Below are 18,216 nucleotides of genomic sequence, written 5' to 3'. Positions count from 1 at the left end.
GCGTCAGGTGTAGAGTCGAAGGCCGTCCATTGTCCCCGATTCCGTCATGAGCGACATCACTCCCATCAGCACCTCGAGCAACGACCCGACCACCACCGCCATCGAGGCGGCCGCATTTCGCCGGTTGCTGCAGCATCTCAACCAGGATCGCACCGACGTGCAGAACATCGACCTGATGATTCTTGCCGGCTTCTGCCGCAACTGCCTGGGTGACTGGTACCGCGAAGCGGCCGAAGCGCAGGGGCAGCCGATGAGCAAGGACCAAGCGCGCGAGGCGGTCTATGGCATGCCGTTTGCGCAGTGGAAGCAGCAGCATCAAAAAGATGCCACGCCCGAGCAGCTGGAGGCCTTCGCCGCTGCACAACGCAAGCACGCGCCCTGACATCGCCGCGGCACGGGTACAGGCACGCCGGTCGCGCTGCAGGTGTGCCGCCGCCGGCAGCACTGAGCTGCCAGAACCCTGCTAACGGTTCTTGCGACGCTGCGCAGATCGTGGCATTGCATGACGTCGCGACCGCCGCCCTGCCCCGTCAAGCCAGGACAACTCACCTCGATGGTTGCCAGCCTGCGTTTGGCACGGCGCGACACGCTGACCAAAAAAACGGCGCCCAAGGGCGCCGTTTTTTAAAGCACTTGCTGCAAGACCTCAGCCGCGTGCATCTGCCTGAGCCAGCGCAGTGCGCAGAATTTCCTTCGCCGGGCCACCATGCTTTTCGTGCTCGAGGGCAAAGTGCACCGTCGCCTCGATCAGGCCGATGTGGGCACCGCAGTCGAAACGACGTCCCTCGAAACGGAATGCGTCGACCTGCTCTTGCTTCAACAGCTCGGCAATTGCGTCGGTCAGCTGGATCTCGCCGCCCGCACCGGCACCGGTGGACTCGAGCAGATCGAAGATCTTCGGGCTGAGCACGTAGCGGCCGACCACGGCCAGGTTGCTCGGTGCCACTTCCGGCTTGGGCTTTTCCACGATCGCGTTGATGCGGCCCTTGCGGCCGTCGAACGCGTCGGTAGACACGATGCCGTAGCTGGCCGTCTTGTCATGCGGAACATCTTCCACCGCAATGACACTGCCGCCCGACGCTTCTGCCACATCGGCCATCTGGGTCAGCGCGGCGTCGCCGCGGTTCCACATCAGGTCGTCCGGCAGCAGCACGGCAAACGGCTCGTCGCCGACCACCGCCTTGGCGCACAACACCGCATGGCCCAGACCTAATGCCTCGGCCTGCGTCACGAAAATGGCACGAACGCCCTCCGGCAACGCGTGGCGCACCAGCTCCAGCTGCTCGAGCTTGCCTGCACGCTCGAGCTTCTGCTCCAGCTCGTAGGCCTTGTCGAAATAGTCGGCAATCGAGTGCTTGTAGCGGTTGGTGACGAAGATCAGCGTATCGCACCCGGCCTGGATGGCCTCGTCGACGGCGTACTGGATCAATGGTTTGTCGATGATTGGCAGCATTTCCTTCGGCACCGTCTTGGTGGCCGGAAGAAAGCGGGTCCCAAGACCTGCGACGGGGAATACGGCCTTGCGAATACGCTGGCTCATTACAGTCTTCTGACCTCACGTGCGGGGAATGGAACGACCGTATCAGATCGCGCGTCGACTTTCCGTCGAGCAGCCGCAAAATCCGGCATCAGGCTGCCCAACACAGTCTCCATTGCCTTGATGTCATAGCGATTAACCGCCTCACGCAAACGCGTCACCAGCTGCAGTACCTGCTCGTGCGAGAACTCGCGCACGCCGGCCTCCAGGATCTTCGGGTGCGCGGTGGGACGGTAGTCTTCGTCGGAATAGAACAGCGTCTCGTGCAGCTTTTCGCCCGGGCGCAAGCCGGTATAGAGAATCGCCACATCCTTGCCCGGCTGCTTGCCGGCAAGACGGATCATCTGTTCGGCAAGCAAACGGATCGGCACCGGCTCGCCCATGTCCAGCGTATAGATCGCGCCATGCGAGGCGGAGGCCGCCGCCTGGATCACCAGCTGGCACGCCTCGGGAATGGTCATGAAGTAGCGGGTCACATCCGGATGCGTCACCGTGACCGGGCCGCCCTGGCGGATCTGCTCGCGGAACAATGGCACGACGCTGCCGGCGGAATCGAGCACGTTGCCGAAGCGCACCGTGATGAAGCGCGTCGGTGCATCGCGCGCGTCAAGACTCTGGCAAATCATCTCCGCATAGCGCTTGCTCGCACCGAGCACATTGACCGGCTCGACCGCCTTGTCGGTGGAAATGAAGACGAAGGTTTCGATGCGGGCACGCTGACAGGCGCGCGCGACATTTTCCGTCGCCAGCACGTTGTTGCGCACCGCCTCGCGCAGTTGTTCTTCAAGCAACGGCACCTGCTTGTAGGCAGCGGCATGGAACACCGCGTCGGGCGCTGCAGTGCTCAAGGCATGCGCCACCACCGCCGGGTCGCCGCAATCGCCAAGCACGCGCACCACCTCGATGTCCGGGAACAGCCGGCGCAGATCCGAGTCGATGGTCAGCAGGGCCAGCTCGTCGATCTCCAGCAACACGATGCGACGGGCGCCGTGGCGCGCACATTGCCGACAGACTTCCGAGCCGATGGAACCACCGGCACCGGTCACCATCACCGTCTTGTTGGTCAGCCAGTCGCGGATCAGGCGCCAGTCGGGCGTGACCGGCTTGCGATTGAGCAGGTCCTCGATCGCCACTTCCTTCAGCTCGCCCGGCAGCGAGCGCCCTTCCAGCACATTGATCAGCTTGGGCACCATCCGGAACGGCAGCCCGGTGCTTTCGCAGATCGCCACCACGCGCTGCATGCCGGACGCGTCCAGCGACGGGATCGCGATCACCAGCAGCTTGGCAGCGGTTTCCTTGGCGATCGAGGCAGCCTCATCCAAATTGCCCAGCACGTTGAGGCCCTGGATCTTGGCGCCGTGCAGGTTGGCCGCATCGTCCAGAAAGCCAACCGGCACAAAGGTGCCGGTGCGGCGCAGATCGCGCACCAGGCCTTCGGCGGCGCGCCCGGCACCCAGAATCAACACGCGCTGCGCGGCATCGCCGGAATGCGCAATCTGATAGTCCTTCCAGGCGCGATACAGCAGACGCGGCGTTCCCAGCAGCGCCGACAAGGCGAAGGGATACACCACCAGCACCGACAACGGCACCCCATCCAGGCGGTCGTACGACAGCGCCAGCACGATGGCCACCAGCCCGAGAAAGCTCGATTTGAAGATGTTCCAGAGGTCGGGCACCGACGCGAAGCGCCACAGGCCGCGGTACAGCCCCATCTTCCAGAACACCAGTCCCTGCGCCACCAGCACCACGCCGGTGCGCCAGTCCCACAACGGAAGATCGGGGGCCTCGCGCAGCATCGAGTAACGGCCCGCGTGCAGCAGCTGCCAGCACACCCAGACCATCAGGAGGTCGTGTACCACCACTGCCACTTGCGGCAGCGCCTTGGTCAAACGGTCACGCCAGGAAATCATAGGAATCCGTTACTCAGGAATTGCGCAATCCATCGCGCAGAAAGAACCAGATGGCAGTCACGCCAACGCCCCAGACGAGCGCGGCGACAACCTGCTGCCAGAAAGCATCATGACGAAGTAACACAAACAAGCAGACGGCAGTGACGCTGAAAGCGAAGTAAACACCAGTAACCGGAACGTGTGTCGCAAGACGGCGCGCCAGGCGCTGATAGACATGCTGCGCATGTGGCTCCCACCACCGCTGACCGCCGAGCATGCGAGTCAGCAGTGTGAAGCCGGCGTCTACAAGGAAGGCGGTCAACGGTAGCCAGCCGACCCACCAGCTGAGTTGCCCGCCCCCCACGCTCAGGGCAAGTAGCGCGGCCAGCACATACCCCAATGCACCGCTACCGCCATCGCCGAGAAAGATCCGCGCGCGCGGGAAGTTGAACGGCAGGAAGCCCAGACACGCCGCTGCCACTGCCAGGCCGGCCAAGGACCACCTGTCCGGGACCACGGCAGCGAAGGCCAGCGCGGCCAGCGCCGCCTGACTGGCGGCCAGACCGTTGATGCCATCCATGAAGTTCCAGACATTGATCAGCACGACCGACGCGGCCGCGCTGAGGATGCCGTCCAGGACGTCGCCGGTCGAATGAAAGACCAGCAGCCCGAGCGATGCGGAGGCGACCAGATGAATGGCAAAACGTACCCGGGCCGACAACGGGCGATGGTCGTCCCACCAACCCACTCCCGCCACCAGGATCAACCCGACCGCAAACCAGCCGACCACCGTACGTACGCCCGGTGATACCACCCCTGCCGTCACGCAGCCCAGCAAAATGGCCACGACAATCGCCATGCCGCCGCCACGCGGCGTGGCCACGACATGGCTACGCCGCTCGCCGGGATGGTCGAGCAGACGACGGTGCAGCGCGTAACGCCGCAGCAGCCACGTGCCGACCGCGGCGACCACCAGGTGCAGCGCGCACCAGAGCCAATCGTGCAGCATCAGCGGGACTCACCACGGAGCGCGCCACGGTTACGTGGCGGCTGTATGAAAGCGGTGCCGCTGGCCCTGACACAGCAGCCGGGCCACATGCTCGCAGTTTCAGCGCGGAGCGAGCCAGACTGCAGGTTGCCGTTGATGGTGGAGGGCCGCACGCGCAAGCCCTGCGCCGTGCGGATCACCGCAGGGCCCCGTCCACGCATGGCGCGAACGCCCACCAACGAGGACTGTGCAAGGCGGGAGATCGGTTGCCTGGAGCGCGCCAACACGCCTTACACCACCGCGTAGTTCAGCAGCGGCTTGACCGTGCCCCATTCCTTGCAGCTCGGGCACTGCCAGTGGTGGGTCTTTGCGCCGAATCCGCAGCGCGTGCAGCGGTAGCTGGGATTGCGCACCAGCAACTGGTCGGTGATGTGCTTGAGATCGTTCAAGGTGCCCACCGGATCGCTGCCTTCGGCAAGCGTCAGGTCGATCAAGGCCGATTCGCCACGGACCGAGGGCCGATCCTTGAGCTGGCGGCCGAGATACGCCAGCGCAGGCGCCACGCCATCCTGCGCTTCCATCAGCTGCGTCAGCGCCAGCACCGGGGCGATGCCGCGATAGTGCTCGGTCATCTCCGACAGGAAATTACGCGCACCGGCGATATCGCCGACGCGGCGATATGCCGCCATCAGCGCCGGGATGATCTCCGGCAGGTACTCCGGATCATGCCGGGCCGCGCGCTCGAACGCGCGCACGGCGGCTTCGTCGTGGCCGCGTTCGGCTTCGATGCGCCCTTCCAGAATGCCGGCGCGCACCGACGTACCGTCTGCCTGATAGGCCCGCGCAATCGCCTGCAGGGCCTCGTCGGCCTTGCCCAATCCGCGGTAGCGATCGGCCAGCTCGCACTCGAACTGCGAGATCAGCTTGCCCATCGGCTCGCCGGTGACTTCTTCATAGCGGGTGGCGTTGTCGATCGCCTTTTCCCAGTCACGCTCGGCCTGGTAGATGCCGATCAGATGACGCAGCGCCTGGGGAGCGCGCTGATCGAGTTGCGCCAGTTCGGTGAAGACCGTTTCGGCGCGATCCAGCAAGCCGGACTTCATGTAGTCCTCGCCCAACGCGAGCAAGGCCTGCACCCGCTGCTGGTCGGTCAGGTCGGCGCGCTGCACCAGCCCCTGGTGCAGGCGGATGGCGCGATCCACCTCGCCACGACGGCGGAACAGGTGGCCCAGTGCCACCTGCGTCTCGAAGGTTTCCTTGTCCAATTCGGCGATGTGCAGAAACAGCTCGATCGCCTTGTCCGGCTGCTCGTTGAGCAGATAGTTCAGACCGCGGAAATACGTGCTGGACAGACGACTGACCTGGGTATCGCCGTGGCGCTGACCACCGCGTCGACCGACAATCCAGCCGCTCAATGCCGCCAACGGTAGAAACAGGAAAAACCAGAACCACTCGGTCAGGAAGTCCATACGTGCTTAGAGTCCATCGAGGGGGCGCGGCTCGACGGCGGCAGGCGTGATCGGCCCGGCGTCGGCGCGGCTGACCGCAACAGCCTTGTTGGCCTGGCGCAGCTTGGAATAGAGGGGAATGACCACACTGACCAGCACCATGCCGGCACCGATCAACACACCCACCAGCAGCGCGGCAATGATCGCGACTCCGGAGGTGGTATGCACACTGGAGAACAGGAAATCGAGAGTGATGTCCTGCGAATTGACGGCACCGATGACCAGGCCGACCAACAGGAAAGCCAACATCACCAACAAGCGAAACACCTTCATCGCGAGACTCCGTCGGGAAGGGGCCTAGCTTAACCGAGCCGACATAAACGCAGCGGGAGAGCCGTCGTCAGTCCGCCGCATCGGCCAGATCGACCGGGACCACGGAGCTGACGCGCTCACGCAGTTCCTTGCCCGGCTTGAAGTGGGGAACATGCTTGCCCGGCAACGCAACCGATTCACCGGTCTTGGGATTGCGTCCCAGACGAGGTGGACGGTAATGCAGCGAAAAACTGCCGAAGCCACGAATTTCGATCCGATCGCCATCGGACAGCGCCTGCCCCATCATCTCCAGCAGCGATTTCACTGCCAGATCCACGTCGTCCGACTTCAGATGCGCTTGGCGTCGCGCCAGGATTTCAATCAATTCGGACTTGGTCATGGGAAGACTTGCTTTTTTCGACTGACACATCGGAATCGGCCCGGGCAAGCCCGGGCCGATCCATCACGCTCGCGAGAGCGCTACGCGCTTACTCGGACTTGTTGCTGTTCAACTGTGCACGCAGCAGCGCGCCCAGCTGCGTCATGCCGCCCGACGCAGCGGAGGACTGATATTCCTCCAGCGTCTCGCGCATTTCGGCATCGTCCTTGGCCTTGATCGACAGCTGCAGGGTGCGGCCCTTGCGGTCCATGCCCACGAACTTGGCTTCGATCTTGTCGCCGACCTTCAGGTGCTGGGTCGCATCGTCGACGCGTTCGTTGGCGATGTCGCGTGCAGCGACGTAGCCTTCGATGCCATCGGCCAGGTCGATCGTGGCGCCCTTGGCATCCACTTCACGCACCACGCCTTCGACCTTCGAACCCTTCGGGTTCGACGCCATGTACTGACCGAACGGGTCCTGCTCCAGCTGCTTGACGCCCAGGCTGATGCGCTCGCGTTCCGGGTCCACTGCCAGCACGACGGCTTCCAGCGTGTCGCCCTTCTTGTAGTTGCGCACGACATCTTCGCCGGTGGTGTTCCAGCTGATGTCGGACAGGTGCACCAGGCCGTCGATGCCACCGTCCAGACCGATGAAGATGCCGAAGTCGGTGATCGACTTGATCTGACCGGACACCTTGTCGTTCTTCTTGTGGGTGGCAGCGAAGGTTTCCCACGGATTGGCGGCAACCTGCTTCATGCCCAGCGAGATGCGGCGACGCTCCTCGTCGACATCCAGCACCATCACTTCGACCTCGTCACCAACCTGCACAACCTTGGACGGGTTGACGTTCTTGTTGGTCCAATCCATTTCGGAGACGTGCACCAGACCTTCGACGCCCGGCTCGATCTCGACGAATGCGCCGTAATCGGTGACGTTGGAGACCTTGCCGAACACGCGGCTGTTGGCCGGGTAACGACGTGCGATGTTGTCCCACGGATCTTCGCCCAGCTGCTTCAGGCCGAGGCTGACGCGGTTACGCTCGCGATCGAACTTCAGCACGCGCACGTCCAGCTCGTCGCCAACGTTGACGACTTCGGACGGATGGCGCACGCGCTTCCAGGCCATGTCGGTGATGTGCAGCAGGCCGTCGATACCGCCCAGGTCCACGAATGCGCCGTAGTCGGTCAGGTTCTTGACGACACCCTTCAGGATTGCGCCTTCCTGCAGCTTGTCCATCAGCTGCTCGCGCTCTTCCGAGTGCTCGCTCTCGACCACTGCACGACGCGAGACCACCACGTTGTTGCGCTTGCGGTCCAGCTTGATCAGCTTGAACTCGAGTTCCTTGCCTTCCAGGTAGGCCGGGTCGCGCACCGGGCGCACATCCACCAGCGAACCGGGCAGGAACGCGCGGACATCCTTGATGTCCACGGTGAAACCACCCTTGACCTTGCCGCTGATGCGGCCGGTAATGGTTTCGTTCTTTTCCAACGCTTCTTCCAGCTCGTCCCACACCATCGCGCGCTTGGCCTTCTCGCGCGACAACACGGTCTCGCCGAAGCCGTTTTCGATGGAGTCCAGCGCAACCTTGACCTGGTCGCCCACGCCCACATCGATCTCGCCAGCGTCATTACGGAACTGCTCGATCGGCACGATGCCTTCGGACTTCAGGCCAGCGTTGATCACCACCACGTCGCCACGCACTTCCACGACGGTACCGGTGACGATCGAGCCCGGCTTCAGCTTCGCCAGATTGGCTTGACTGGCTTCGAACAGTTCAGCAAAAGATTCTGTCATTTGGATTTACTCAGTTGAACACACGGGCGCCGGTCGTCGGGTTGCGACAGAGACGGACCGCCCAGCCTGTTGGTCGACCCCAACAACGAGTCGGTTTGGAAGTAGTAGAACCGCCACGCAGGATGCGCGACGGAGCCTTGGAACGCCTTACGGTCGGCGGGACAGGCCCGCTTGCGGAACGCTTACGACGGCGTGCGGGCAGCGATCACCGCAACCACACGCTGGACGACATCCTCGATCCCGATTCCGCTGGTATCGATCAGCACGGCGTCTTCGGCCGGCCGCAATGGCGCCACCACCCGCTGCGCATCTCTGGCATCTCGAGCCATGATCTCGCGCAGCAGGTCGTCAAAGATAACCGAAACACCCTTTTCCATCAACTGTTTATGGCGACGGCCCGCACGTTCTTCGGCACTGGCGGTCAGGAAGACCTTGAAGGCGGCATCCGGGAAGATCACCGTGCCCATGTCGCGTCCGTCGGCGACCAGCCCGGGCGCCCGCCTGAATGCGCGCTGGCGTTCCTTGAGCGCGCTGCGCACCTCCGGAGTCGCGGCGATCGCCGAGGCCAGGGCCCCGGTGGTTTCCAGGCGCAATTCGCCAGTGGCGTCCACCCCGTTGACCAGCACCCGCAAGCCCGCCTCGCCCGCGTCGTCGAACTCCACCTTCGTGTCAAAGGTGCAGCGCACCAGGGCAGCCGGGTCGGAGACATCCAGATCGGCCCAGCTCGCCGCCACCCCTACCGCACGATACAGTGCACCCGAATCGAGATAGTGCCAGCCCAGGCGGGCGGCAACGATCCGGCTGACCGTGCCCTTGCCGGCGCCGGAGGGACCATCGATGGTGAGGACGGGTGAAAGGTCGGTCATTCAGGCTTCCGGGAGCGGCATCAGACGGTAGTGTAGCGCCGCGCGCCACGATTGCGCTGCAACCACTTGAAAGCACGGCGAAAAGCCGGTTAGAATTGCCGGCTTAATTGCGAGTGCACCCTTCGAACGCGGGCACTCTTCCATCGAACCCAACCGTTTACACCGAGGTGTGCCATGAAAGTCCTGTCCTCCCTGAAGTCTGCGAAGACCCGTCACCGCGACTGCAAGGTGGTCCGCCGCCGCGGCAAGGTCTTCGTGATCTGCAAGTCTAACCCGCGTTTCAAGGCGCGTCAGCGCTAAGCCTTTACGGCGCGTGCAAGACCCGAGAAAGCCGCCTCCGGGCGGTTTTTTCTTGGCCGCTGCTTCATGCCGGCAGTGCTTCGCCCGTGACGGGCTTCATGCCGGCAGTGCTTCGCCCGTGGCGGAAGGTCTCCACGCCTGCCGGGCGGTCATTGCATCAAGGCGCAACGCGGGTGCTGGTTTTTTGCTGTAATCACCATCTGAAATCTTGTCCACTGGGGAGTAGATGACATGCGCAACCGTTTGTTTGTGATGCCGCCGATCGTGCTGACAATCGCGCTGATGGGGATCAGTGCCGTCGCGTCGGCCGATACGCTGCTGGTCGATCGTGCACAGCAGAAGCCTGCCGCTGCCCTGCCCTTGCGTGGCGACAGCATGAGCCAGGTCGAAGGCCGCTATGGCGCGCCAACGGAAAAGCTCGACCCGCGCGGCGGCCAGAAGCGCCAATGGCCGACCATCCATCGCTGGGTGTATCCGGCGTTCACCGTGTACTTCGAAAAGAGCAAGGTGATCGACGTGGTGGCCAACAAGGCCGATGCCGACGAGATCGGGCCGAAGCCGCCGATCCGTTGACGACAACGCAGCCGCAGTTGCTGGCGCCTGCGCGCCGCACCTGCGGCCACCACGGTATGCGGCGTGACGTGCGTTGCCCCCGTCAGCAGCCAGACATGCGTTGCCGCGAATCTGTACCAAGCCCAGGCGTCCATGCACGCCCGGGTTGCAAGAGCCCGCATTCGCCTGCGGGAGACCGATGAACGTGCGGGCGGCTGCCCGCACACCAAGAAGAGTAATTGCCAGGCATGACCGACCGTCTTCGTTTTCCCGCCGAGTGGGAACCTCAATCCGCCGTGCTGCTCGCGTGGCCGCATGCCGGTACCGATTGGGCCGAGCGCCTGGCCGATGTGGAAGAGACCTACATCGCGCTGGTGACGGCGATTTCCCGATTCGAGCCGGTGGTCATCTGCGTGGCCGATGACGATCTGCAGATCTACGCCGAAGCACGGCTGCGTTCGGCGCGGGTGGACATGGCACGCGTGCGTTTCGTGGTCGCTGCCTACAACGACACCTGGCTGCGCGATTCGGGGCCGATCACGCTGCGCCAGGATGGCGGCTTCCGGCTCATGGATTTCCGCTTCACCGGCTGGGGCGGCAAATTCGAGGCCAGCCTGGACGATCAATTGGTGAGCTCGCTGGAGACCGCACAGGTATTTGTGCCGACGCCGGTGCAGACGGTGGACTTTGCCCTGGAGGGCGGCGCGATCGAAACCGACGGCGCCGGCACCCTGCTCACGACCTGGAAGTGCCTGCACGAACGCCACCCGCAGCGCACCCGCGAATCGCTGAGCAGCGATCTGGCCACATGGCTGGCGCAGGACCGCGTGCTATGGCTGGATCATGGTTACCTGGAAGGCGACGATACCGACGCGCATATCGATACGCTGGCGCGCTTTGCCGGCCCGGATGCGATCGTCTACCAGGGCTGCGATGTGCCGGGCGATTCGCATTACACCGAACTGCAGGCGATGGGCAATGAACTGGCAGCCCTGCGCAAGGCCGATGGCCAGCCCTATCGGCTGTTCGTGCTGCCCTGGGCCGAGCCGATCCTGGACCAGGGCCGGCGGCTTGCGGCGTCGTATGCCAACTTCCTGATCGTCAACGGCGCGGTGCTGATGCCGGCCTACGGCGATCCGGCCGATACGGTGGCGCAGGCGGTGCTGGCGCAGGCGTTCCCGCAGCACGAGATCGTGGCAGTGCCGTGCCGTGCGCTGATCTGGCAGAACGGCAGCCTGCATTGCCTGACCATGCAGGTGCCGGCCGGCCTGCTTGCGGCCTGACCGTTGTCGACCCGACGGCTGCTAAAGGCAGCGCGTCGTTTCTTGTTCCGGCCGGCAGGCCGGTGTTATGCCATGGCGCGCTACCGTAGTGCGCTACCTTGCAGGATGAGATGCCATGTCCCGTCACCCTCTTTCCGTCGCGCTGATCCAGGAGCGCAACCACGGCGACGCCGAGGCCAATCTGGCCATCATCGAGTCGCGCGTGGCCGAAGCCGCCGCGCAGGGCGCCAAGCTGGTGCTGCTGCAGGAGCTGCACAACGGTGCGTATTTCTGCCAGCACGAGTCGGTGGACGAGTTCAACCTGGCCGAGCCGATTCCCGGCCCCAGTACCGACCGTCTGGGCGCGCTGGCCAAGCAGCACGGCGTGGTGCTGGTGGCCTCGTTGTTCGAGCGCCGCGCCGCCGGCCTCTATCACAACACCGCGGTGGTGTTCGAAACCGACGGCCGCCTGATCGGCAAGTACCGCAAGATGCATATCCCCGACGACCCGGGCTTCTACGAGAAGTTCTACTTCACCCCGGGCGATCTGGGATTTACGCCGATCGACACCTCGGTCGGCCGTCTGGGCGTGCTGGTGTGCTGGGACCAGTGGTACCCCGAAGCGGCGCGGTTAATGGCGCTGGCTGGTGCGGAACTGCTGCTCTACCCCACTGCGATCGGCTGGGACCCGGACGACCAGCAAGCTGAGCAGGAACGCCAGCGCGATGCGTGGATCCTGAGCCATCGCGGCCATGCGGTGGCCAATGGCGTGCCGGTGCTGTCGTGCAACCGTGTCGGGCATGAGCCCTCGCCGCTGGGCGCCTCGGGCATCCAGTTCTGGGGCAACAGCCATGTGCTGGGGCCGCAGGGTGAATTCATTGCCGAAGCCGGCCAGGACCCGACCGTGCTGATCTGCGATGTCGATCTGCAGCGCAGCGAACATGTGCGGCGTATCTGGCCGTTCCTGCGTGATCGCCGCATCGATGCGTACGGCGACCTGCTCAAGCGCTACATCGACTGACCGCATGCCCGTCGAGCTGCGTGCAGTCCGCGATGCGGATATCCCGGCGATCACAGCGATCTATGCGGAGCAGATCGCCGGGTTCAACACCTACGAATACAGCGCGCCCTCCAGCGAAGCGATGCGGGCCCGCGTGCAGGCGATCGTGGACGCGGGCTACCCGTACCTGGTCGCCGAGCATGAAGGGACCGTGGTCGGTTATGCCTATGTCAGCGCGTTTCGTGCGCGCACCGGGTATCGCTTCACGGTCGAGAACTCGATCTATCTCGCTGCCGACGTGCAGGGCCGCGGCATCGGCAAGGCCTTGCTGGGCGAGCTGATCTCGGTCTGCGAACAGCGCGGCTACCGGCAGATGATTGCGGTGATCGGCGATGCCGCCAACCAGGCATCGCGACGGCTGCATGAACGTTTTGGATTTCGCACGGTCGGAGTGTTCACCGGTATCGGCCGCAAGCAGGGCCGCTGGTTGGACGGCGTGCAGATGCAGCGCCAGCTCGGCTCCGGTGACACCGCCCCTCCTTCTGATGAATACCCCCATGACTGAGCAGACCACCCCCGTTCTGGACGATGCGCTGTCCGGCCAGCCGCACCGCATCGTCGAACGCGATGGCGTGCGCTACACCTTGCTGGGCACCGCGCACGTGTCGCTGGCCAGCGTGGCGGCGGTGCAACGCGCGATCGGCAGCGGCCGCTACGACGCGGTGGCGGTGGAGCTGGACGCGCAACGGCTGCAGGCGCTCAGCGACCCCGACGCCCTCGCCCGCCTGGATCTGGTGCAGGTGATCCGAAAGGGGCGCGTGGCGCTATTTGCGGCCAATCTGGCGTTGGCTGCCTATCAGCGCCGGCTGGCCAAGCAGCTCGGCATCGAGCCGGGCGCCGAGTTGAAGGAAGCAGTGAATCTTGCGCGCGCGCAGGGGCTTCCGGTGCATCTGATCGATCGCGAAGTCGGGCTGACCTTCAAGCGTGCATCCGGGCGGCTGGGCTTCTTCGGCAAGATGAAGTTGGCTGGCGGCCTGCTTGGCGGGCTGTTCGCCGCTGACGAAGTCGGCGAAGAGGAAATCGAGAAGCTCAAGCAGGGCGACATGCTGGAGGCGAGCTTCGGCGACTTTGCCAGCGAAAGTCCGGAGCTGTACGAGACGGTGATTGCCGAGCGCGATCGCTACATGGCCACGCGTCTGCGCGAAGAAGCCAGTGCCGGGCAGCACGAGGTGCTGGCAGTGGTCGGCGCCGGCCATCTGGCCGGCCTGGCGCGGCATCTGGAGCAGGACACCGATGCCCCCGGTCCGCTGCGCGAGTCGCTGGAGTACGTACAGCAGCGCAAGCGCATCCCCTGGATCACGCTGGGCATCCTGGCGGTGATCATCGCCGGCATCGGGATCGGCTTCTGGCGCGGTGGCCTGAGCATGGGCGCCGACCTGCTGCTGCAGTGGGCGATGTATACCGGCGGCCTGGCGGCATTGGGCTGCCTGCTGGCCGGCAGCCATCCGTTGAGCATTCTCACCGCCGCAGTGGTGGCACCGTTCAAACCGTTCCGTCTGAGCGTGCCGACCGGTGCATTCGCGGCACTGGTCGAGGTGCATATGCGCAAGCCGGCCTATGGCGATTTCCTGTCCTTGCGCGACGATGCGCAGACGCTGCGCGGCTGGTATCGCAATCGCGTCTCGCGCGTGGTGCTGACGTTCCTGCTGACCAATTTCGGCAGCATGGCCGGGGTGTGGCTGGCGGGTGTGCAGATCTTCAATCGGCTGCATGGGTGAGCGCAAGGGCGCTGCCGTGCGCTGTCTCGTAGGAGCGCACCCACACACCGTAGTGATCCGATGCCCAGCGACCTTCGGCGTAGGGCGTATCGAACAGGATGCGGGCTTCGCGGGCGAGCAGACGGTTCTGCTGGAAGAACACGTGATCGATGCGCGCCGGCTTGTCGAAGATGTGCATGTTCAAGGTGCTGACCGTGACATCGCTAGTGCGGTGCACGCTGCCGTAGCTGTCGCCATACCCCTTGCGTAGCGCTTGCAGGTCCAGTGCATCGGCGGCGGTGTTGAAGTCACCGGCAATCACCACCGGCGCCTGTGCACTGGTGGAAGAAATGAACTCCAGCAGATCGCCGACCTGGCGCGTGCGCGTGGCGGTGCCGCGGGCATCGGCACGTTCGTTGAGATGGGTGACGTAGACGTTGACCGGCTGGCCGTCGACGTCGATCTGCAGATGCGCGGCAACCCGATAGTCGTCCAGCGGCTGCAGCAGGCGCTCGTGGCGCGCCAGCACCCTGCGCCGGCTCAGCAGCGCATTGCCGTAGCGCTTGGGCGCACCCACAGGATCGACCGAGACGAAGATGACCTGGTACCCAAGCTTCCGCGCCAGCCAAATGGCCTGGTTTTCCACGCTGCCGCGCCGCTCGATGACCTCCTGCAGTGCGATCACGTCCGGCGCCAGCTGCCTGAGTTCCTTGGCGATATGCGCGCGACGGCCTGGCCAGTCCTCGCGGTCGTGATGCAGGTTGAGCGTCACCAGGGTCATCTCGCGCGCCTGCGCGGTGGCGGCAGTCGCCGGCCCTGATCCGGCAACCACCGCGGCCGCGCCATGCGGCTTCGCTTGATCAGTCTCCAGCCGCACTTCCGCCGGCCCGGCCTGGGCAGCCGCAGAGCACGCCGCCAACAGCGCCACCGAGGCCAGCATCAGGCCGCGGTGGCGCCACTGCCCTGCCCGTCGCGGACAAGGCACAAGCATCATTGCGCGGCCTTCTCGGCCCGCCGCACCGCGCCGGGCACATCGATCTGCACCGTGGCCGGCAGCTGCTGGATGCGCAGCTCGCCGTTCTGCCACTCGACCGATTCGCCGTTGACGCTGGCCTTGCCCGGTTCGCCCTGGTATGGCCACGCGAACACCACACCGCCCGGCGGCATCAGCAAGCCGGGTTGCAGCCGCAATTGCAGCTGTTTTTCGCTGCGCTGCAGGCTGTAGTTGAGGCGGCCATACGGAGTACGCAGTTCGGCAATGCCGATGCCCTTGCCTTCGAACCAGCGCGTCGGGGTGCCGGCGGCGATCACGATGCTCTGGTCGGATTCGCGGGTGTAGGCAAACATGTCCAGCACCGAGCGGACGAAATCCGACGCCACCCAGGCATGCGGCAGGTCGCCGACGAAGAACGGCGTGCGCGGAGTGCGCGAGACCACTTCGGCCCACTGGTTCCAGGGCTGCGGCGCGCGATCCTTGAAGAAGAATGCCGTCGCATCCCAGGCACGCTCGCGCCAGCCCAGCCGCACGAACGCGGCGACGTTGCGCCATTCGTATGGGGTGTAGTCCTTCCATTCCCGCTTGCTGTCGCGGCGGTCGGAGAACTCCTTCCAGTAGCGCTCGAAGGTGTTGTTCAACAATTCCTGCGGCAGGCGCTGCTGCTCGCCACCCGGCGTGAGCGCGATGGTGGTGGAGGTAGCGTCGAAATCACCGAGTTCGGCCGAGCCGGGCAGGAAATCGAGGTTGTGCTGGCGCACCGCGGCACCGAGCGAGGCGATCAGGTCGCCACTGAATTCATCGCGTGCGGCACCGAACCGGGCGGCGTCATCCGGCTTGTCGAGCGCGCCGGCCAGCATGGCGGCGTCCTTGTAGCCGCGCAGCGCCCAGAAATTGTCCCAGTACGAATGCACCGGCTTGGCCGAATAGCCTTCGTGGCTGATCGACACCGGCATCATTCCGTAGAAGGCCGGGTTGCGCATGAAGTTGTCTTCGGTGCGTTCGCTGGCGCGCAGTTTTTCCATGTAGTCGTAGGCGCCGGTGACGTGCGGCCACATCTTTTCCAGGAACGCCTTGTCGCCGGTGTAGCGGTAATACTCGGCGATGTTGTAGATCAGCTCGCCATGGCTGTCGTTTTCCGGCACCGGGTCGCTGCCGCGGTCGTCCACGCAGCACGGCACCATGCCGTCGGCGAACTGGAACGGCGCAAACCAGTCGACATAGTCGCGCACCACGTCTTCGCGGCCCAGCCGCAGCAGCCCTTCGGAAATCATCGCGCCGTCGCGGATCCAGCTGCGCGAGTACGAGCGCGTGCCCGGCTGCAGACGCGGGCCGATGCGCGAGATCAACATGTGCGCCAGTGCGGTACGCAGCGTATCGACCACCGGCTTGCCTTCGGCCGGCACGCTGATGCGCACGCGATCGAGCTTGCCGCGCCATTGCTGCGCCACTTGTTGTTGCGCGGTGTCGGCATCGAAACCGGCCGGCAGCTGCGCTGCGCCGGTCTGTGGGATCACCAGCGCCACTTCACGCCGTTGGCCCGGTTCCAGCTTCCAGCGGTACAACAACACGCCCGAGGCCAGGCCGGTTTCGTCCTTGACCTGGGTAATGGTCGGCGGCGTGGCTGCGGTGAGGTGGCTGACATCCATGCCGCTGTCGAAGGCACTGGCAAAACCGGCATCCGGCCGCTGCACGGCGAATACGCGCGGCTTGCCATTGACGCTGACCTGGCCACCATCCACCGCCAGCTGGTCGATGCGGCTGACGCCGCCCAGGGTGTTGAGGAACTGCGCCGGCGGGTTGACCTGGAACGGCCGCACCGCGAGCGCCAGGGTGAACTCGCGCGCGTCCTTGCCGGTGTTGTGCAGTTGGTAACGCGCAACCAATTGCGCCTGCTCCGGAGTGCCCTGCACGAAGGCAGTCACGCGCAGATTCATCAGGTCGTGATGCCAGTCGACGCTGGGAATCGGCAGGTAGTCGTCCTGCAGGCTTTGCTCGCTGCTCACATCGGACCAGTGCAGCAGCTTGCCGCCGGTGACCACGAACGGTTCGATGCTGAAACCGCCCTTGCCCACTTCCACCGCACCGTCTTCACCGATCAGGCCCTGCTCGGTACCGCCGTCCAGGCCGATGATGGTCCAGTACGGCTGCTCGCCGGAGAACCCGCGCGGGTAGCTGCCGCGCGGCAGCTGCGCGGCGAGCGACTTGATGAAATCATTCGGCGTTGCCGCAAATGCCAACGGCTGCAGCTGCACTTCCTTGATGCCGTAGCGCCAGTTGGGGCCGTCCTTGAGGTCGAAGCGCAGGTAGCGCGCCTCGGTATCGGGCAGCGCCAGCCAATCGGTACCACCCGCACCGGCGCTGACGGTGCGCAGGTCGCGCCAGCTGCGCCCATCGGCCGAGGCACGTACCACGTATTGCGAAGCCTGCAGGCCGGGCACCCACTGCACCACGGCGCCGCCGAATTCGCGCACCTTGCCCAGGTCCAGCGTTACCGTCTGCTGCTTGACCGCGCCGCTGAGCCAGAAGGTATCCGGCTTGCCGTCAGCCAGGCGTTGTTCCAGCGCGGGCGCGGTGTCGGTGATGGCCTCTGCCTTCAACGGCGAGGTGTCTTCCGGCGGCAACGGGGTGAGGGTCAGCCGATCGAAGCACACCGTGCCCTTGCCGCCCACCTTGTTGTAGATGGTGAACTCCACATCCGCGCTGCTGCGCAGTTGCTTGTCCGCACCCGGGCCCCAGGCCTTTTCGATGTTGCGCTTGCGGTAGTTGAACGTGGTCCAGTTTTTCGGGAAGGTGAAGCCCGGCCGGTTGACCCACCACACGTTGTCGCCGCTGGCATCGATGAGCTTGAGCTGCAGGTCGTTGGAGGGCGACTCGCCGCGCACCGCGAACGACATCCGGTAGTTGTCCGGATAGGTGATCGGCAAATTGCGACGGATGCCGACATAGCCGGACACGCCATTGAAGTTGTAGTCCAGGCACAGCGCATGCCCGCCCGAGCTGGTGGCCACCGGCCGCAGCGAACCGCTGACCTGGTTGGAGACCACCAGGCGCCACGCGCCGATGTCGTTGAAACCGTCGAGCACGCGCTCCTGCGCCTGCGCCACGCCCGCAGACGTGACGAAAGCGGCCATGGC

The 18,216-nt window shown here is 64.8% G+C and carries 17 protein-coding genes; 7 read left to right on the top strand and 10 right to left on the bottom strand.

The genetic code is table 11. The features are described from left to right. The first annotated feature begins 46 nt into the window (after positions 1-46). Positions 47-382 (top strand): DUF1244 domain-containing protein, encoded by a 336-nt coding sequence (locus ABQZ09_RS15580; RefSeq protein ID WP_047694936.1) that lies wholly within the window; start codon positions 47-49, stop codon positions 380-382. Positions 383-646: 264 nt separating this feature from the next. Here the strand turns inward: ABQZ09_RS15580 and galU are convergent, their stop codons facing one another. The 8 genes from galU to cmk all read right to left on the bottom strand — a co-directional run bounded on the left by galU (position 647) and on the right by cmk (position 9,214). Beyond that, positions 647-1,540 (bottom strand): UTP--glucose-1-phosphate uridylyltransferase GalU, encoded by an 894-nt coding sequence (gene galU / locus ABQZ09_RS15575; RefSeq protein WP_039409746.1) that lies wholly within the window; start codon positions 1,538-1,540, stop codon positions 647-649. Continuing rightward, complete coding sequence (locus ABQZ09_RS15570) at positions 1,540-3,447, bottom strand: polysaccharide biosynthesis protein (protein WP_039564076.1); 1,908 nt, start codon at positions 3,445-3,447, stop codon at positions 1,540-1,542. The genes galU and ABQZ09_RS15570 overlap by 1 nt, the downstream gene beginning before the upstream one ends. Positions 3,448-3,460: 13 nt before the next feature. Beyond that, positions 3,461-4,435, bottom strand: a complete 975-nt coding sequence (locus tag ABQZ09_RS15565; protein WP_349777326.1) for an MraY family glycosyltransferase — start codon at positions 4,433-4,435, stop codon at positions 3,461-3,463. A gap of 269 nt (positions 4,436-4,704) precedes the next feature. Further along, complete coding sequence (gene lapB, locus ABQZ09_RS15560; RefSeq protein WP_039409755.1) at positions 4,705-5,883, bottom strand: lipopolysaccharide assembly protein LapB; 1,179 nt, start codon at positions 5,881-5,883, stop codon at positions 4,705-4,707. A gap of 6 nt (positions 5,884-5,889) precedes the next feature. Next, positions 5,890-6,195, bottom strand: coding sequence for a lipopolysaccharide assembly protein LapA domain-containing protein (locus ABQZ09_RS15555; RefSeq protein WP_039409757.1), 306 nt, complete (start codon positions 6,193-6,195; stop codon positions 5,890-5,892). Between the two features lie 67 nt (positions 6,196-6,262). Beyond that, positions 6,263-6,574: an integration host factor subunit beta gene (locus tag ABQZ09_RS15550; RefSeq protein ID WP_002805779.1), complete on the bottom strand. Its 312-nt coding sequence runs from the start codon at positions 6,572-6,574 to the stop codon at positions 6,263-6,265. Between the two features lie 88 nt (positions 6,575-6,662). Then, positions 6,663-8,348: a 30S ribosomal protein S1 gene (gene rpsA / locus ABQZ09_RS15545; RefSeq protein WP_016903550.1), complete on the bottom strand. Its 1,686-nt coding sequence runs from the start codon at positions 8,346-8,348 to the stop codon at positions 6,663-6,665. 182 nt (positions 8,349-8,530) lie between these two features. Further along, on the bottom strand, positions 8,531-9,214 hold the full coding sequence (gene cmk, locus ABQZ09_RS15540; protein WP_349777325.1) for a (d)CMP kinase: 684 nt from the start codon (positions 9,212-9,214) through the stop codon (positions 8,531-8,533). Positions 9,215-9,388: 174 nt separating this feature from the next. On the opposite strand from cmk, the gene ykgO reads away from it, so the two are divergent. The 6 genes from ykgO (at position 9,389) to ABQZ09_RS15510 (ending at position 14,106) form a co-directional block, all read left to right on the top strand. Then, positions 9,389-9,514, top strand: a complete 126-nt coding sequence (ykgO, locus tag ABQZ09_RS15535; RefSeq protein ID WP_005913193.1) for a type B 50S ribosomal protein L36 — start codon at positions 9,389-9,391, stop codon at positions 9,512-9,514. Between the two features lie 231 nt (positions 9,515-9,745). Beyond that, positions 9,746-10,087 (top strand): hypothetical protein, encoded by a 342-nt coding sequence (locus ABQZ09_RS15530; RefSeq protein WP_349777324.1) that lies wholly within the window; start codon positions 9,746-9,748, stop codon positions 10,085-10,087. Between the two features lie 227 nt (positions 10,088-10,314). After that, the gene (locus tag ABQZ09_RS15525) at positions 10,315-11,349 is read left to right on the top strand and encodes an agmatine deiminase family protein (protein WP_349777323.1); all 1,035 of its coding nucleotides are present in this window, start codon (positions 10,315-10,317) and stop codon (positions 11,347-11,349) included. A 115-nt stretch (positions 11,350-11,464) separates the two neighbouring features. Next, entirely contained in the window at positions 11,465-12,349 is an 885-nt protein-coding gene (locus ABQZ09_RS15520) for a carbon-nitrogen hydrolase (protein ID WP_349777322.1), read from the top strand. A gap of 4 nt (positions 12,350-12,353) precedes the next feature. Beyond that, a complete protein-coding gene (locus ABQZ09_RS15515) occupies positions 12,354-12,893 on the top strand; it encodes a GNAT family N-acetyltransferase (protein ID WP_349777370.1) in 540 nt (179 codons plus the stop codon). Next, on the top strand, positions 12,874-14,106 hold the full coding sequence (locus ABQZ09_RS15510) for a TraB/GumN family protein (protein WP_068835727.1): 1,233 nt from the start codon (positions 12,874-12,876) through the stop codon (positions 14,104-14,106). Before ABQZ09_RS15515 ends, ABQZ09_RS15510 begins: the two co-directional genes overlap by 20 nt. Here ABQZ09_RS15510 and ABQZ09_RS15505 read toward each other — a convergent pair. Both ABQZ09_RS15505 and ABQZ09_RS15500 read right to left on the bottom strand, forming a co-directional pair. Further along, complete coding sequence (locus tag ABQZ09_RS15505) at positions 14,087-15,025, bottom strand: endonuclease/exonuclease/phosphatase family protein (protein ID WP_503019242.1); 939 nt, start codon at positions 15,023-15,025, stop codon at positions 14,087-14,089. The two genes, ABQZ09_RS15510 and ABQZ09_RS15505, sit on opposite strands and share 20 nt — an antisense overlap. Before the next feature lie 50 nt (positions 15,026-15,075). After that, a complete protein-coding gene (locus tag ABQZ09_RS15500) occupies positions 15,076-18,213 on the bottom strand; it encodes a discoidin domain-containing protein (protein ID WP_349777321.1) in 3,138 nt (1,045 codons plus the stop codon). Between the last annotated feature and the right edge of the window lie 3 nt (positions 18,214-18,216).

The organism is Xanthomonas sp. WHRI 6106, assembly GCF_040202405.1.
In the GTDB taxonomy this organism is placed as follows: domain Bacteria; phylum Pseudomonadota; class Gammaproteobacteria; order Xanthomonadales; family Xanthomonadaceae; genus Xanthomonas; species Xanthomonas cannabis.
This window is presented reverse-complemented; position numbering and strand designations above follow the sequence as displayed.